Here is a 19,701-nt window from a genome sequence, read left to right on the forward strand (position 1 = left end):
TTTTCAGGTTGTAAAGATATAAAAATTTAACAAAATCCTTAAAATTATTAACATTAAATAATATTAACAATACTTTTAAGAATTATTTACTTAATTATTTTTTTCGTTCTGATATTTCCAGAATTTTCAGCCTTTATGATATATACTCCTGAAATAAGTACAGAACTGTCAAATTTAACTTCTTTGTCCGAAGAATATCTTGATTGTACCAGTTTTCCAGTTACATCATACAGCTCAACCTTACCCAAATTATTGGATGATTTTACAACAAAATTATTTCCGTCTCTATATACCAGGAAGTCAGATTTTCCAATACCTTCAGTTCCCAAAACCTCCTTATTTTTATACACGATTTCAAATCTGTTATCATCTATTCCTTGATTTGCATTGAATGAATAATCCTGAATCGTAAGATCTGTATAAGTTTCTGTTAGCTTATCTCTCAAATAGATTTTTTGATTCTCAGCAAAAACGCCCTCTCTATTACCCAAACTTATTTTATAAAGTCCACTCATTGCATGTTTAGTTCCCAATACAATAACATCTTCGTTATTCAATGGATTATTTCTAGCTTGGATTTGTAGTTTTTGGGCATTAACCTTTGAGTAGAATGAATCATCACCTACTGCTAACAATTCAGCATCATAATCAGGATCATAGTTGTTTGTTGCACCATCCATATGAGCTATCAAAATTGTATTCGCAATATTATAAGGAGAAACTATCTTAACCCAGTAACGATTGATTCCTTCATCAGCATTTTTATTATTGTTATAGAAATGTCCCGTATTATTGTTGGTTCTGATTGAATTATCAAATTTAACAATTCCAAGATTAGGTGTAGTTCCTGTTGGAGGCGTCCCTTTCATCTGCACAATGAAACCTTGTGCTACTTTTATGAATTCATTAGGCATTGGATTTCCTTCAGCAGAATCTACACTGGTAGGAGATGTCCCACCAGCAAGCGTAATAGTAGCATAATTGTTACCAGCATAAGATGAACCTGCCTGCGTGCCACTTGCAGAGAAGTTGGTCCAGAACCATGCTTTTCCATAGATTACATCACTATTTTTATTGCCATTTCCTTGATCTAAATTATAAAAATTGATAAAATTAATATTAGAAGGATAAGGATTACCAATCAAATTATAACCATGCTCATAAATCACACCTCCAGTACCTGTTGTATTCTTAGATTTTTGGATTTGGATGGAATAATCACCATTATGAAGATTTCCACTAAAAGTTAAAGAATCCATTGCAAGTACAGTTCCATAGGTTGATTTACCTCTAATTGCATAACCTTTTGCAGGAACAAATGTTGCATTGGTTGTAGCCTTGAAATTATCTGTTACCTCATTGTATTCATAAGTTCTATTATTTGGAGTTCCTGCAGAGAAACCACCACTACTGTTTGCAGCATTCACGTTAGTTGTATTGAGCAATACCTGGTCTTGTAAAGGAGAACTCCAATAAGTATAATCAAGAGTTTTCATTTTTACATTTCTTTTCGCAATAGCTTTATTGTTACTGTTTCCGTTAGCAATTTTAGTCTGAGTAAGACTTGCATCACTTTCAATAATTATTTTATTATCTGGTGTTATGATATCACCACTTACTGTAATTCCGTGACCAGTTTTAATTTTCAGTAAACCTGTATTTTCTATTGTCAAATTATGGACTGCGAACTCATCTGCATTAGCTTTCACATAATAAGGTGTTCTGATAATTGCATCTAAAGTTGTATCTGGCCCTGTTGTATTGGTCCAAGCATTATTGTTCCAGATAATGGTATTATTTGTAGTTACTTCTATTTCGTTGGAATCTGCTGATTTACAAGTTCCGTTTATACCTCTTATTTTATAATAATAAGTTTGTCCTTGTGTAAGTCCATTAATTAATTTACTAGTTGCGGGAGCGGAGACTGTAAATGTTGAGCCAGCAATTGGAATATTTCCGATGCCAGATGTCACTACTTTAATATCATCAATAAAGAATCTTGAAGTAGTAGCAGCTCCTCCTCCTGTAAAACTAATTTTTACATTTCCTGTTACATTCGTAACCTGAACAGTGTATGTATTAAAGCTGCCTTTTACCAAAGTAACAGTTGCTAAATCAAGTGTTGCATTAGTAGCTGATAATTTTAATGACGTACTTTCAGAAGTACCATTCCAAGCACCTGCACGGAAAGTCAATGTTCCTGAACCATTAATAACTAAGTCAGGTGTTGTAAGAACTCCTAAAGTACTCCCCGAGCCCACTTTTAAACTCTTATCTGCTCCATTTGCAGCTGTAAGAGCCCATCCTGCGGCTGTGTAAGCGGCCGGAACTGTTGCAGAAGCAATACTTCCACTCCATTGCCCATCATTACCTCCTGTATTACCACTTGCTCCGGTAACATCATCAAAAGTAGCATTCAAAACTGTATTGGAAACAATTCCTTTTGTATAAACATCCAACTCATAATCTGTTACACCACTCACCGTCGTCCAGTTTGCAACAAAAGAATTAGTTGTAATATCTGTAGCTGTATTCGCAGTAGGCGCCTGGATTACCCCTCTTCCTGTAACAGCAATATTGGCTGTAGTTGCTCCACCTCCGGAAACTGAAATGTTTCCATTATAATCTGTACAAGCCGATGTCGGATTAAATCTTACATGTACAGTTGTCTCTGCCAATGTTTTACTTGTATATGGAAGAGTAAGTGAAGTTGAATACGCAACACCGTCTAAAGAGTATTCATAACCCGATAAAGAAGCTATTGATATATTATCATTTGCCGGATTTAAGAAATTACCTTTAACCGTAAATGTTTTATCAGACGTTGTATTGTAAGTCACATCTCCGTAAGTTAAAGCTATAGGATTGACGATAACAGTTGGAACTGTTGATACAGATGTTGTAAAGAATCCATCGCCGGTAGCACTTCCATAATTAAAAACCCTGTAATAATAAGTAGTATTAGCATTTAAAGATAACGTTACAACTTCATCACCAAGTCCATCAGAACATCCGATATTTACAGATGCTACACAAGTTCCAGATCTTAAATCTAATACAGGGTCAGACATTGCACCTGTACCCGTTGATTTGAAAACAGTTATTTTATAGTTCCCCTCATTTGACGTAGTAAATTTATACCACACATCTCTACTATTACTACTAGATGAACACGGAGAAGCACTAAAACCAGAGCTTGAAGTGGCACCTTTATTTGAACCGGAAACCGCTACTGCATCTACAGTTATATTAATTGCGCCAGAACATTCGTCATTTGCTATTGAAATTGCATTATCATTACCGATTACAATTCCGTTCGCTGCGGTATTGGATAGACTAACAGCTGTAGCAGTGGTGTTGTTTGCAACCAGATTTACATTGTAAAAAGTATAAGGTGCTCCACCAACAGTCGTTGCTAAACTTCCAGTTGCTGGGATTGTCATACTATTGGTTTCTGCTGCAACACCTTGCCATTCCGTGTAGATATTAGCAGTAACATTATTTGTTGTTGCAATTAACCACTTTGTGCTTAATACTCTGGTTGCATCAGAAACAGTAGGAGTAATTGATGTACTGACATTGACAGACAAATCTGTTGTTCCTGATAAATTTTTAATAGTAATCGGTGCATATCTACCAGCGGCAGCAACACCCATTGGAAATACCCAATCTTTGGTTCCATCTACATTCTGACGTATTAATCGACCTGTTCCTATGGCTTGGATATAAGAATTAGCATTTGAGTTTATTATAGAGCTATTGTTTGGAAGTGTTAAATTATTAGTTCCGAGAACAATACTCTTATTGGTTAAAGTTAAATCTTTATTAACGATAATACTTGCAGCCAAAACAACACTTCCTGTGCTTGTTTTGTTGACAGTAAGATAATCAAAGGTTGTTGCGCTATTGATAGTTTGATCATTACCATCACTTCCACTAAATGTAACAGCTCTGTTGTTCGGTATAAAAGTACCGGAACTCGTCCAGCTACCCCCTAACGATAAATCTCCACCTGCAAAATCTCCTAAAGATAAGCTTCCACTATTAACAATATTTCTGCCAACAGTAAGCGATCCACTTTTGTTTCCGCCATTACCATAATCCATATAAAGTGAGGAACCGCTGTCGATTGTTAAGTCTCTGGCAATTCCTAAAGCTGTAGAAAAAGCACCGGATCCTGTGTTTGGATAATTCAAAGTTGTGTTGGCTGTAACCTGTACATCATATGGATAACCTGCACCGGAAGTCGCATTCCATTCTGCTTTTCTCGCATATATTCCTGCAGTTTTATAAACTAATTTGGAACCTGTTGCATAGATCGGACCATTTGGAGTAACCGAAGATCCATTCCCAACGATATTAAGAACACCATTTACTGTAGAAATATTAGTACTGGAAGACTTTCCGAAATCTACTATTGCATTATTATTAATATTAATTGTTGCATTTGCTGCAAAAGTCAGACTACCTGTTCCTGAGTTATTAGAAACTTTTTTATTCGCATTGAAATTAATAACAGCACCCGAAGAAGCCACAATTGTTTTTGCTGCGTCTACATAGATATCACCACCATCATTGTTAAATGTCAAAGTATTAGCATTCAGATTTAGACTGCCGGTTCCTGAACCTGTAATAGCAAGCGCATTAAGACTAGTGCCATTAAGATTTAAACTTGTAAGATTTCCTGCCGCATTGCTCAAAGAGACATTGGTAGCATTGGTTTTCTGGATTTCTAATCTGTCAAAATCCAAAGTTCCTCCTCCTGTTTTTGTAATAGTTTGCGCTGCTGATCCGTTAAATATCACTCTTCTTCCTTTTGGAGAAAAAGTTGCTGCTGTTGCTTGTGTCCAGTTTCCACCAACAGTGATATTCCCGCCTTCAGCATTTCCTAATGACAAACTTCCGTTTAATAATAAATCTTTAGTGACAATCAGTGCCGAATTTCCGTTCGTACCATAATCCAGATAAATAGCAGAACCACTGTCTACTGTGACAATGCCTCCTGCCATCGCCGCAACTGTACCAGAACCTGTTGCAGTATTTCCATTCGGAAAATTAATGGCTGTATTATTGCTGACCTGTACGTCTTGAGGAAGACCCGCTGTTGTTCCGACTGTTCCTGTGCTAGCCGTCCATTCATTACTTCTACCCGGAGAACCGCCAGAATTATAAATTAATTTGGATGATGTTCCATAAACAGGACTACTATTGGCATTAAGCCAGCTGTAGCCAGAATTCAATCTTAATGTACCATTAGTACCGACAGTAATATTTCCAAGATTTCTAAATCCTGCTGCTACTTGTAAGATACCAGTCACTGTTCTTGCAACTCCCAAGTTAATGGGACTATTGGAATTGATTGTAACATTGACCGGACCGGATGTTGCCGGCCAATATCTATGAGTTGCATCTATTGATCCGTATTCGGAGCCATTATTATGAGCGAAAATCAAATTACCTGATGATCCATAAACAAAATCGTTAGAACCCCCGCCCCAGCCATTAGCATTGATCTGGAAAGTTCCATTAATGGTTGTGGTTCCGTTATTAAGATAAGAATCATTGGTCGCTAACACACCGGAAACTGTAGTTGTAGTTCCGGAATTCCTTGTTTGTGCAGTTGTAGCAGTGATAGTATGCGCTGATAATATCACCACATTATCATCCGCACCCGGAACAGCGTTAAGATCCCAGTTAGCAGCGGTTTCCCAATTCCCCGAATTCGCAGATGTGAAAGTCGCCTTACTAATTGTTCCTGCTAAACTCACCGTTTTATCCGGCGTTACCGCAGGAGATGCACTCACTGTTATTGAACCATTGGCAGCACCTGTTGTAGAATTCTTCTTAAGCACAACATAAATAGTTGTACTTCCAACAGTTCCCGAAGTCGGTGTTAAAACAATAGGTGTAGAAGAATATCCTGAACCTGATGTTGTAGAAATCTGATAACCTGTTGATGGTGTTATGGTAATATTATTACTTCCTAAAGTAACACCAGAAACTGTAAAACTTTGTTGTGCAGAGTCAGAAGCTGTTGTTGCAGTGAAGCCTGTTAATGAGGTTGGAGTTACAGTTGTAGAGGCTTGTGGTAAAGTTACTGCAAGATTATCAATTGCAGCAGGAGCTTGCGCACCACCACTACCATCATTTTGCCATTCAAAAACTAAACGCATTGTAGTACCAGCAAAAGAGCTAACATCAATAGAGTTATTAGTATAATTTCCCCAGGTATTTACTAAATTAAAATCTCCAACTTTTATTCTACTTGGAACTGTAGTGATAACAGAGCCAGCCGTGGGATTGAATGAAGCAGGAACAATCCAGACTGAAAAATAATCGTATTTTGTGCTACCAAAAGTCTCTCCATTTGCTCTCCAGTCAAAACTTATATTTGCATTTGTTGATCCTGCGGGAATTGTAATATCTCTGTAAACCTGTACAACTGATGTTGTATTAGCATAATTATGAGTAGTCCCAGACGCATTGTTGGAAATATACAAGGATTGTGAACCTCCATTATTTACAGCAGATCCCACAAACCATTTATTAGTTTGAGAACCATTAACAAATGTCCAATTGTTTCCATTAGTTCCTTCAAAATTTTCGCTGTAAGGAAAAGAAGCAGCTAACTGTGATGTTGTAAAATTCCCTCCGGAAACCCAACTACTTTTATCTGAAGTACTACAATTAGATCTTACCCACCAATAATAAGTTGTATTTGCTGAAACACTAACGTTTACAGATGTTCCTGAAGCAACATTTCCCGTTGGCGTTGTAGAAGCATCTGGAGCAGTATTGGTTGTTGATAAATAATATTGATAACCGCTTGCAGGTACTGAGGTAGGTGCAGTCCAACTAAGAGTTGCAGAACTGGAAGTAACGCCAGTTGTTGATGGAGAAGTTGGGGCGGCACAAGTTGCCGCAGATACTACAGTTACTTTGTAATTATCGAAAGTCGAAAATTGTGTTGCACCTGTACTACCTTGCCAATATGCTCCAGAAAAAGACATTGCGGTACTTGTATATGTATTATCTACAGTAGAAGTTCCTATTTGTGTAAGAGTTCCTGCTGAAGGATCTGCAAATGAAGTAGTTCCATCATCTCTTGTATATAAATTCCATGTATTATCGTTTGGGTTATAGGTAACTTTTACACTGATGTAATCTGTAAGATTTGTTGGTGTGTTTCCGTAACCTATAATAGTAGTTCTTGTCCCCTGTAAACCTGTCGAATATTTTATTAGCGCAATATTATTATTAGAACCTCCTCCCATTACAACTGCATATCCCGTTCCTGCTGTTCCTGCCGTTGCTGAAGTACCCGCCAGAATATATGCTAAACCATATGAAGTGGTTGCTGAAAAGCCAGCTAAAGCACTTGTTCTATTAGTTCTAAAATTAAATGTCCAAGTTACCAAACCTGAATTAGAATTTAAGGTTGAGCTAAAAGGAGTCGAGAAACTACTTAAAGCCACATTTGCAAATCCCCATCCAGCAACATTGGTGGTTGCTGATGCGTCATTTGTGACATCTAACTGTCCCGCAGAACTTCTTCTGGCACCCCAGTCTGCGCCAGATCTATTCACTGTCCATGGACTTGTCCCTATAACACCCGAAGTTGTATAGGTATCAGACTGAACCGATCCAAAATCATCACTAAAAACAGTTGTCTGCCCCCAAGCATTACTGCAAAGGAATAATATTAATAGTAATAAAAATTGATGGTAAAAAGTTTTTGTGTTTTGTGGATTAAATAAATTTTTCTTCATCGATATATAAGGTTCTATTTTAAAAAAGTAGAAATGAGGGCGCTAAATTAATTAATTTTTATATACTCATATAAAAAAAGTTAATTTATTTTTAATTAATTATTAATCTTAGAAATTAGATACGAATATTTAAATAAGTGTTTGATTTTTTTGACAGATACAAAAACAAGAAAAGGCACTTAAAAGTGCCTTTAATATTGGAAAATAAAATTCTATTTGATGAATTTCTTAGATTTTATATCTCCAGAGTTTTCGATTTTCATGATATAAACTCCGTTTAAAAAGTTACTAACATCAATCTTTGCCTCAGTATGATTTATATTAATTGATTTAATTAATTTTCCAGACGCATCAAAAATATCAATCTTACCTAATTTTTTGGATGATTTGATAACCTGACTATTGCCATCTTTATAAACGATAAAATCAGATTTGGAGTAAGCTCCAGTATTCAAAACTGCATCTTCCTTATATACAATCTCAAACCTACTTGCATCCGTCCCTTTAACCGCTGTGAATGTATAATTTGTATCAGTACTTAGATTGATATATTTATTTAACAATTTATCTTTTAAATAAACGGTTTGGTTACCATCAAAAATACCTTCTGGCGTCTGCAGACTGATGACATAACTTCCGTCAGCTGAAAAAACATTTCCAAGAGTTACTACATCTTCATTAGAAAAATTATCCTCTTTACCTTGGATTGCTAATTTTTTAGCTCCTAAAACTGAATAGAAAGAATCCGATCCTACAACAAATAATTCACCATCAAAATCTGTTTCATAATTATTAGTTGCACCTGGGATATAACCAATCAAAATTGTGTTAACCATATTTTTTGGAGATCTCATCGTCAACCAAAATCTATTTTTCGTTACACCTTTTTGATAGAAAGTTCCGTTATCTGTAATTCTGACTCCGTTGTTAAAATCTAGTGCACCAGCAGTTTTCGCTTGTACGATAAAAGCTTGTCCCACTTTTATATTGCCATTGGGTGTAATACCACTTGGGTTTTCTGGGTCATAATCTGCCCAATCATAAGCCGGCGGAACACCTCCGGAACCATTGAACACAGCATAATTATTTCCAGTATATCCAGATCCCATTTGTGTAGCAGTATAATCTATATTAGTCCAGAACCAAGCTGTATTATAAATTTTGGCGCTATTCAAACTGTAAAGCAAATCGAAACTGATATTAGAAGGATAAGGATTTCCAACCAGATTATAACCTTTGTCTGCTCCGGCAGATTTTTGCAAACTTAAGAACTGAAGATTTCCATTATTTGGAACGCCCGTAAAGCTATAAGTTTTGCCATATCCATCAGGCAAAGAATTTTCTGCACGGATTGCGTAACCTTTTCCTGTTTGGAAAGTAGCATCGGAAGTGACCGTAAATTTATCCGTCGATTCGTTATACTGAAGATAACCATTTGAAGGTGTATTTGGAGAGAAACCACTTGCTCCCTTGATCGTTTGTCCTGCAACTGGAGAGCTCCAATAAACATAATCAATGTGTCCGGTTACATTATTCATATCAGAAACCTGTCTCTCAATCTTGATAGTTCCTTCATTAATTATATTATCAGTCTGAATCAAATTAGCATCGCTTTCTACCACAAAGCTATTAGCGGTAGAATTTAGATTCGTGATTTTATTTTTGACTTTAATAGGATAATTTGGTTTTACAAGCATTGTTCCTGCAGAACTCACTGTAAGCTCACAAACATCCAAAGCACCATTAGTTTGAGTATTATAACTTCCTGCAATGATTACCTTGCTTCCCAAAACAGGCGTTCCATTTGACCAAACATTACTTGTCCAAGTATTAGACGCTGGTTTAATTTGTACTGCTTTTGTTGCTGCATAACAAGTCTGTGTATTTTCTCTTACCTGGCAGTAATATTGATAATTATCCAATCCGCTGACATCAGAGATATTCAATGTTTGAGAAGTTGCACCGGAATAAACCCCACCATTAGAAACGGCCGTCCAGCTTCCTGTATTTCCCAATTCATACCATTGATAAGCCAATCCATTTCCTCCAGCAAAACCTTCTGTTGCAGTAAGTGTCAAAGACGCATTATTAACACCACAAGTCACAGAATATGAAGGTTGTGTATTAACAACTGGCGGATTTTTAACCACTGGTGGTTGCGCTACGTCGCCTCCGGATAAACACTGTCCACTTGATAATGCTTGAGATGTCCATTCGTTAGCATCAAAAACAGTTTTCGGAGAAAGATAATCATTCTTTCTTCTTAGATAATAGCCGACTGTATTGGGTGCGTGAACATCATCTATAATAGTAGAACCTTTCATTAATCTAAAACCATCATTTGCATTAAATCCTGTAGAGCCAAAACTTCCGTTACCTGTAGGCGCGTATCCGCAGACAGAAGAACTCACTCCAATTACAGCAACAGCTCCAGACGCAACAGTTCCAGTTAAGTTAGCATAAGTTGTGTAAGTTCCGCCATAATCTCCGGCTCTTTGGATAGAATATGTACTCAAATTAACCGTAGCACCAGTTCTGTTATAAAGTGTGATAATACCACCTGAACCTCCATTTTCATCATAAAGTTCATAAATAATGATATCAGAAGCTGGCGTTGTAGAACCACCACTACCTCCGGTACCTTCACAATCTGTAACTAAATTATCAATCACATCAAAAGCCTGAGTGAAAGAACATCCACTAGCCAATGTTACTACAAAATTAGCATCGGTAGCTCCAGTAGGAATCAGTGCTTCGATTTTTCCTGATGATATCAAATCAAAAGGTACGCTCACACCATTATAAGTTACAGAAGCGCCAGTCATATCATTAACCGAAGTTGTAAATGTAACTTTAGTATTGGCTGGTCCGCTTGTTGGAAATGCTGTAATAGAAGGAGAAGTGGTACAAGTTCCCGTCCCCTGAATTTTAAATACATAAGGATTTTCATCAGAATCATTATTCGCAATACTTACATTAGCTTCTCTCAGTCCGGCAACTGTTGGATGGAATTTAATTTTAAATGATGTTGTACTTCCACTAATAACTGGAGAGACGGCTTGTTGTGTTACAATAAAATCGGAAGGATTGAGTCCTGTGATATTCACAACTGGTGTTCCTGTAAGATTAAGATTGGCTAAACCTAAATTTTCAATCACAAATTCTTTCTCTACAGAATCTGTCCCTAAGTTAGTCGCAGCAAACAGTGTATTATTAAGACCATAAGGCTCATCAAAATTATTTGGAATACTGATATTATTCCCTTTGATATTAATTTCCTGATTTGTAGGCTGAGTAATTGTAACTATATAATCTTCTACTTCCCCATCAAATCCCGTTTCACAAGAAGTTGGAGCAGATGAATATTTTGCACTCACTCTCATTTTTATATCACCTAGTACAGCAGTAGTTGGGACTGCAATACTAAGAGGCGAAAGAGATGTCGCTCCATCTGCTACGTTAGTCGCTGTTCCCAAATCAAATTCTTCTCCGGAATCTGCAAAATCGCCATCGTGATTCCAGTCAAACCAAACTTTACTATATACTATATAATCCCCAGCTGTATTAACACGAACCGTTATTGGATAAGTTTCTCCTTTTACAACTGTTGTCGTTGGTGTAGTAAAATTGGTATATCCTACAGTTTTAGTTGCTGCAGTTGTATTTTCAATTGTATTAAATTTTACATATCTAATGCCTGTATTATAATCTGTATTCCCTGAAGAAGCACAGTATGTAATCTCTGGTGTAACACAAACATCAGTTCCATCGCTCCAAGTTGTTCCTTTTCTTAGCCAAATTTTGAAGCAATATTCTGTTCCATTGGTAAAATTAGTTATTGCTTTACTGAGAGCTGTTCCTTTATACACCACCTGATTTCCGGCATTATTCCAAGAATCATCAGCAATGATACTGCTTCCGTCTCCAGATGGAATATAAGTTATGGCGCCTTGATTGGCTACAATCATAACTTCGTCAAAACAAGTTGCCGTGTTATGTGTCCACTCAAGAGTCACTTGATTATTTGATGGAGTCCCTGTGAAAGTTTTCACATCATCCTGAGCAAGAAGATTCAAAGCTCTTGAACTTGCAGATCCATTTGAAAACCTTCTGACAGAAGCACCATCTTGGTAGGCAAGAATCATAAATGAATAAATACCATTCTCTGTCAATCCGGAAATATCTACAGATGTAGCTGTGCCTTTGTAAAGTAATTTGCCTAAAGTTGTAGGTGTTGCACTATTAGTAGAAGCGGAAAAATTACTATTCGCATAACTATAGTCTGTTAATGCAGTTGTAGGCGTTCCGCTTGGCGTTGTCGCTCCAGCAATTGCAAAAACCATATAACCTGTTGGCACAGCTCCAGATGTTGGTGCTGTCCAAGAAATAGTTCCTCCGTTATCTATTAAACACGTTTGCGAAGCTCCAGTTACATTATTAAGGCTTCCACTAAAAGTTGTTGTGAATTCCTGTACACCTCCATAAGTATAAGTCGCCCCATTATAAAGATAGGCTTGAACAACATAAGTTGTAGCTTCCGTAAGAGAAGTCGCAGCATAATTTGTACTTCCAAGGGTAACAGTCACATTAGTAACTCCGGCACCTCCAACAGTTGGTGTTGCATTAGTTGATTTTACAGAATATACAAAACCCTGAATAGTTGAACTTGGACAATTCCCTTGAGTGATTGACGTAGCTCGTAATGTTGCCGTAGTTTGGGCAAATGTCGTAATTGTATTAGTTGTGATGGCTTGAGCCGTACTTGTGGAATTACCAGTAATAGCTTTATTAACAGCTGTAGCCGCACTTCCAGAAACTGCAATATTCCCATTATAAGTTTGATTAGCTGCAGTTGGAGTCAGCGTAACATAAATGGTTTTCGAAGCGAGGTCGCCACCAGCATGCGAAAAGCCTGTCACAGAAATCCCACCCGATGTTTCAGAGTAAGTATATCCAGCTAATGAACCTAAGCTAATTGTTCCTGCTTTGAGTCCTGTTCCTGAGACAGTAAACGAAAACTCCTTAGACGAGCCATTACAGACTGTTCCAAAAGCTAAAGTTCCTGTATTAACAGTAAGTGTTTCTGTAACTGCTGTGATAGTTAAATTATTGGATGTTAAATTGGAAGCAGAAGCAAGTTCACTTCCGTTAATACTAATGCTAAAGTTAGTAACATTAGCATCAAAATCTGTATTATTATAAGCTAACGTAACCGTTGCTGTTGTTGAAGAATTATATGCAACACTTTGGATAGTTACTCCAGAAGGCGCATTGTTTAAGGTAAAATTTGAAGCATTCAATGTTGCGTCTGCAAATGTATCGTTGGCGAGTGTTAATCCAACTGTTGCTCCGTTAAGTGTTGCTTCATTCAGTGTTCCCGAAGCTGTTAAAGTTGGAGTACTAACTACTGGAGCATTCACAACAACATCATCTATATATATAGTTCCTGCCGTTCTGTAGAACTGGAATTCTATATTATTACTTGTATTATTTATAGTAGCAGTATATGTTGTCACACCAGAATTAGTAGGAGCAAAAGGAGAACCTGTAGCTGCCGTCCAACTTCCACCGTTAATTCTATAATTTACCTGAATACCATTAGTAGTAGCACTACCTCTTGCTTTAAACTGAATTGTACTTATTCCTCCCGTAGCAATAACCGGAGAGGTAATCTGTGAACCAGTTGCACTTCTTAGCTGACAATAGTTGCCGCTAAATCCTGCCACACCTGAGCCATTAATAATATCTGTACCATTCCAATTACCAGAATTCAAAACTATATTTCCAGTTGTATAACTAGAAGGCAAACCTGTTGTAAAATTTTCAGTAAGAACTTGTCCCCAACTATGGAAACTGATCAAAAAAAAGCAAGAAAAAAGAAATGTTTGTAGACCGGAAAAGCCTATCAACTTCCAAAAGGAAAATAGATTTTTTTTCATCGAATTTATGTTTTATAAGGAAACAAATATAAGTTTATTTAAAATATAAAATTCAATTAATCAAATTTTAGCTATTATAAATTTTTAATTACAAAGCTTCAAAATCAACAAAACCATCTATACGAGATGGTTCTGTTAACAATATTTTTCTTACTTATTATTTAATAATTTTCTTAGTTTTTAAATCGCCAGAATTTTCTGCTTTTATAATGTAAACTCCATTAACCAATTTAGAAGCATCAATTTCCAAAGTTGTTTCTTTGGTTTTTACAGAATACATTAATCTTCCAGATGTATCATAAACTTCAACTTTACCTAAAGATTTTGAAGATTTTACAATATAATTACCATGCCATTTATAAACCTCAAAATCGGATTTAGTCATAACGTCAGATCCTAATACAGCATTATCTTTATATACTATTTCGAATCGTGTTTCATCTGTTCCTTTACTTGCTGTAAAGCTGTAATCTTTTTCTTTGAGGTTTGTTATAATATTCAGTAATTTATCTTTCAAATATACGTTTTGATTCTCTGCAAAAATTCCTTGATTATTTTCCAAACTAACTTTATAAGTGCCGTTTGCAGAATATTTAGCTGATACCGTAACTACATCACTATCAACAAAACTTCCTCTTGCCTGAATTTGAAGTTTATGTGAATCTACTTTAGAATAGAAAGAATCATCGCCAACAACAAGAATATCCGCATCGTAATCGCCCTCATAATTATTAGTAGCATCATCTATGTGTGCTATCAATATCGTATTAATAACATTTTGAGGAGAAATCAATTTCAACCAATAACGATTGGTTTGATCTGTATTCTTGTTATTATAAAATACTCCAGACTCGTTTGTTCTTACTGTATTATCAAAACTTATAACCTGACCTGTTCCAAGATTTTTAGCTTGAACAATGAAACCCTGCCCCAATTTGATATTCTTTGTTGGGGTATACGAACCAGAAGATGGCGAAGGTGTTACTGTAGTATCACTGTAAGTTGGCGGCGTTCCTCCTGCCAAAGTAATTGTTGCATAATTGTTTCCTGAATAACTTGATCCTTGTTGCGTTGTAACTGGGGTAACATCTGTCCAGAACCACACTTTTCCATATATTATATTTTTATTATTACCAAGATTATAAAATTTAATAAAATCAATATTGGACGGATAAGGATTTCCAATCAGGTTATAGCCATGCTCAACTGTTCCACCTGTACCCGTATTGGCCGACCTTTGGATATTTGTAGAAAATGATCCGTTATTTGGAGTACCAACAAATTTTAATGTGTTATCTGAAGTCAGTACTGCTGGATCATAACTATCTTTACCTCTAATAGCATATCCTTTAGCATTAATAAATGTGGTTTCGGTAGCAGGAACCGCTTTGAATGTATCATTTGGCTCATTGTAGTAGAAAATTCTGTTATTTGGTGTTCCTACAGAAAAACCATCATTCAAAGTAGTATCATTTAATAGTTTTTGACCTGTTACTGGCGTACTCCAGTAAGTGTAATCCATTTTACGCATTTTTACATCGCGATGCGCTAATATTTTTCCGGAATTCACAGCATTAGCATTATCTTGTAGCAATACTGCATCACTTTCAATTGTTAAATTATCATTATTGGAATTATTAGTAATATTAATATCATCGATAATTCTAAGTGAATTATTAGCCTTAACTGTAAGTTTAGCTGTGTTAGCAATAGTTATTGTTTTTGCTTGAGCTGTTGCATTAATTTCCACTATTTTACCAGCAAGGATATTGGCACATTTTGTAACATCAGGAACTACCGCTGGAAACCAATTAGATCCAGTGCTCCAATCGGTTCCTGTACCTGTATATTGCATTTTACTTCTAACAATAGATGAGGTTACCGCCGTCTTATCACATGTTCCTAATGTGGCTTTAGCTGTATATGTAGTAGCCGTTCCCGGAGCAGCATATACCGTTGAAAGATAATCCGTACCATTATAAGGAGTCGTAAGTCCTACATCTGTATATAAACCTATAGAAGGAGACCATGTAACCAGTTTTTTATTACCGTCAAAAACAATATCATCTATATACCAATCAAACAAACCATAGCTTTCTCCCGTATATCTGAATCTTATGTAGAGTTGGTTATTCCCAATATAAGGCGCTAGACTGACATTACTAATTTGTGTTGCTGCAATATCTGCAGTAATTGCTGTTCTGCTCCATACATTAGTCCAAGAATTATTATCAGTTGATACATCAACATAAATCCCCCTTACATAGTTAGAAGTTGTATCAGCATCAAACATATATTTGAAGGATAAATTCAGACTTGTAAAGGCTGAAATATCCATTGGAATACTTTGAGAAGTAGATATATTGTATGGTAAAAACACCCAAGTTCCTGTAGTATTAGAACCTGAACTCCAACTCAATCCAGCTTCATAAGCAGTACCTCCAGCATTGTTGGAATTGTAATAAACCCCAATAATATTGGTATCAGTTCCAGCATATGCCCAATTACTACCAACTCCTGCAGAAAAATCCTCACTGTATGCCACAGCATTTCCTATTCCTCCACTCGCATCCAGCTTAACATAATCCATATCACACGCAACCGCAGAAGATGGCGTTTCTGTAATCGATACATTAGTTGGAACCGGATTTACCGTTACCGTCACCGTTTTTGTATTGGTTATACTTCCACTTGTTCCAGTAACTGTATAAGTTGTCGTAGTGGTTGGACTTGCCGTAACTGTAGCGCCAGAAGTAGAACTAAGTCCCGTGCTTGGTGACCAGCTATAGGTATATGAAGTAGTACTGGAAGCTGTCAATGTCGTTGAGCCTCCGGCACAAAAACTTGGAACAGCAGGTGTAATAACAATTGGATCTGGAGAAACATTGACAGCAATATCATCTAAATATAAATAAAACTGATTCGCAGCAGAGTAAGCCTGAAAACCAATATAAAAAACACCAGTAGAGCTAGGCACAAAATCTATTACAACAGAATTTGCAGTGGATGCACCTCCAGTAATGTTAGAATAATCTGCTAAAGTATTAATCATTGCTGCAACAGTATTATTTGTACCATAAGCCACTTTCATCTTTTCTACAAATGTGGAACTATTGTTATTATATTTAAATGTCAATCTGTATGATACCCCAGATGTTAAATTTAATCCTTTGGTAAAAAACCAGGTATTAGCAGCATTACCTGTATTCCAAGCATATCTTAATACTTGAGAAGAAAAACCATTAGCTGCAGGATTAGCAGCGGTTGCCCAAGAATTTCCAGAACCTGCATTAATAACTGTAGTACAACTTGGAATCGCTGGCGTTGTAACACTATTGAAATCTTCCAGATAAGGAATACTTACACTTGCACAAAGCGTTGTAAAACTTCCTCCATTGGTAGAAGAACTACAACCTCCAACATTAGTATTGACAATTTGATAATAATAAGTTGTATTTGAATTTAATCCCGAAGACAAAACATAAGATGAAGTAACTCCAGGAACCGAAGTCACTAAAGTTGTGTAACCGCTATTACTATAGATATTAAGTGTTGAACTGATGGCTCCGGCATTTCCACCTGCAGCAGATGTCCAAGTGAAGGTAGCTCCTGCGGAAGTAATTGTTCCAACAGAAAGTGATGTAGGAGCTGCAGCACAAGTTATTTTATTGTCTGAAAGAGGTGATGTTGTCAAATAATAAGGCGCACCGATACATGCATTATTATATGAATAGATGTAATAATAATATCTTGTATTGCTCGTCAAAGCCGAATCTGTAAATGTCGTTGCATTGGCTGTTGTTGCACTTCCTTGAATCACGTAATAAGAATTCCCGCCCAAAGTCACTGTGTTGCCCGTAGTATATGAAGTTCCATTTACTGGTGTTGGCGCTGTTGAACTTGTACTTCTTAAAATAAGATAACCGCTGGGTGGTGTTCCAGGAGCGGTAAAAGATCCAGCAATAGATGTTGCAGAGGTAGTTCCAAAAGTCAAAGCTGTTGGTTGAGTTGCAGGTGTTGTACAAGCAACCGTATTATAAGTAATTGTAATTAAGCCATTACCTCCTTTACCCGTGGTTGCAGATATAGAGCCAGCACCTCCATTACCAATTCCCGATACATAGCCAGTTTCGGCATTTCCAGGTGCTTGGGTCGCTGCTCCAGCATTACTCGTGGTACCAACAGTATTAGTAGTCGCTGTCAAAGATCCACTGATATAAGATGACCCTCCTCCTCCGGCAGAAGAATAATTAGTTGTTGATCCACTACTATAACCGCTTCCACCACCATAGTAGCCACCGCCTCCGCCACCGCCATAATAAGAATAAGCTGCACTAAAACTGTTACCCGCTCCACCTTGTAAAGCTGCACCTGTATAACCATTTCTGTTATCAGTTCCATTATATTGTCCGCCTGTTCCAGCTGCTGTTATCGTTGCTCCTCTACCGCTCGTATATGATGTACTAGCAGCATTACCACCATTTGTTCCCGCTGTAGCTCCTCCAGCTCCTCCATAAGATGAGTCTCCATAATATCCTCCACCTCCACCTCCAGCTGCAAGAGCCAAAACATTAGCTTGAGAAAGTGTTGCAGAGCTAAAGATACCACTATATCCTCCTCCTGAACCACCATAAGCTCCTCCTGATGCACCGCCTCCTCCGTAACCACCGGCAGAAACTGCACTAGTGTTGAGACTACCTCCTCCACCAACTACAATAGTAAGTGTCTGTCCAGAAGTGACAGCTAGTGTTCCTTTCAAAAATGCTCCGGAACCTCCAGAGCCATCAGACCCTGCCCCTCCAGCTCCCCATATTTTGACACTTACAGAAGTTACGCCAGATGGTACTACAAATGATTGTGCTGAACCTGTATAAGAAAAAGTTTGAGTGACCTGTCCTTTTACCAATGATAGAAAAGTAATGAACAAGATGGAAAAGACAAGCTTTCCCGAAAAAGCATAGAATGCTTTAACTAAGGTAAATTTTTTCATCATAATCTTTTGTGTTAATTAATTATTACGATGAAGCTAATGTATAACTTATTTCGAATTTTTTTGCCAAAAAAAATATTTATTTAAAAAAATATTTAATATAATATTTAAAAAAAAAGATTATCATTTAAAAAAAATAACATTATTAAAATAAAATTTTATCTACTATAAAGAAATAAATATTCATTTTATAATATAAAAAACACCAATAATATATATCCGAATCATATAATTGATAAAACACAAAATATTATGTTAAACAGATTTTCGGAAAAAAATTCAACATTGGATTAATAAAAAAAGCCTAAACAAATGAGACAAGTTTTTATTTATTAAGAGGTTTACTAAAGTACGACTGAAGTAAATTATACTTTGCAATGCCAAGTATATCATCAGTTAAGGTCGGCTCGGCTATTGATGAGGGGTAGGCAGCAAAAGTGATGCAGTAATGTATGACGCAGATAAATAACAAGCTTCAACAGAATCCGGCTTATAGCGCTTCTCTTTTCTTTGATTACTGTATTTCTATCAACTTATTTTTCTAATACATTCCGATAATTCTTAGTTATCATTTTTAAATAACATTGATTCTGATTGATATTGAATGAATAATTGATTGATTTCTTGTTCTTGGGGAAGTAAAGTCATAAACAATATTTATTACTTAATAAAAAAATTAATTTATATTTTGTAGGTATATTTATTAACAAAGGGAAAAACAAGAAGCTTTTAGCTTCAGTAGAGACTTTAGTACTTATTAATGACTTTAACTTCAGTAAGAATAATTCTAAAACTTTAACACGAAAAAACTCATCAGAATACATACAGTCTAGCTTTTAGTATTGAATATGATTTCAATATATAATTAAAGGTATCCTTATATCGATTCTTCTTTGAGGTATGGTCATAAAAAAAGCTCATCAAAATAAATTGATGAGCTTTAAAAAAAACTGGCGGCGACCTACTCTCCCGCTTTCGCAGTACCATCGGCGCTAGAGGGCTT

3 protein-coding genes are annotated in these 19,701 nt (G+C 36.4%); all 3 read right to left on the bottom strand.

The genetic code is table 11. The features are described from left to right. Positions 1–86: 86 nt before the first annotated feature. Positions 87–7,769 carry a T9SS type A sorting domain-containing protein gene (locus BUR19_RS11710; RefSeq protein ID WP_074235490.1) on the bottom strand — a complete coding sequence of 2,561 codons (7,683 nt, stop codon included), beginning with the start codon at positions 7,767–7,769 and terminating at the stop codon, positions 87–89. A gap of 212 nt (positions 7,770–7,981) precedes the next feature. Continuing rightward, a complete protein-coding gene (locus tag BUR19_RS11715) occupies positions 7,982–13,708 on the bottom strand; it encodes a GEVED domain-containing protein (protein ID WP_074235491.1) in 5,727 nt (1,908 codons plus the stop codon). A gap of 157 nt (positions 13,709–13,865) precedes the next feature. Beyond that, on the bottom strand, positions 13,866–18,701 hold the full coding sequence (locus BUR19_RS11720; protein WP_074235492.1) for a glycine-rich protein: 4,836 nt from the start codon (positions 18,699–18,701) through the stop codon (positions 13,866–13,868). Positions 18,702–19,701 lie beyond the last annotated feature (1,000 nt).

The sequence above is a fragment of the Epilithonimonas zeae genome (genome assembly GCF_900141765.1).
GTDB classification, from domain to species: domain Bacteria; phylum Bacteroidota; class Bacteroidia; order Flavobacteriales; family Weeksellaceae; genus Epilithonimonas; species Epilithonimonas zeae.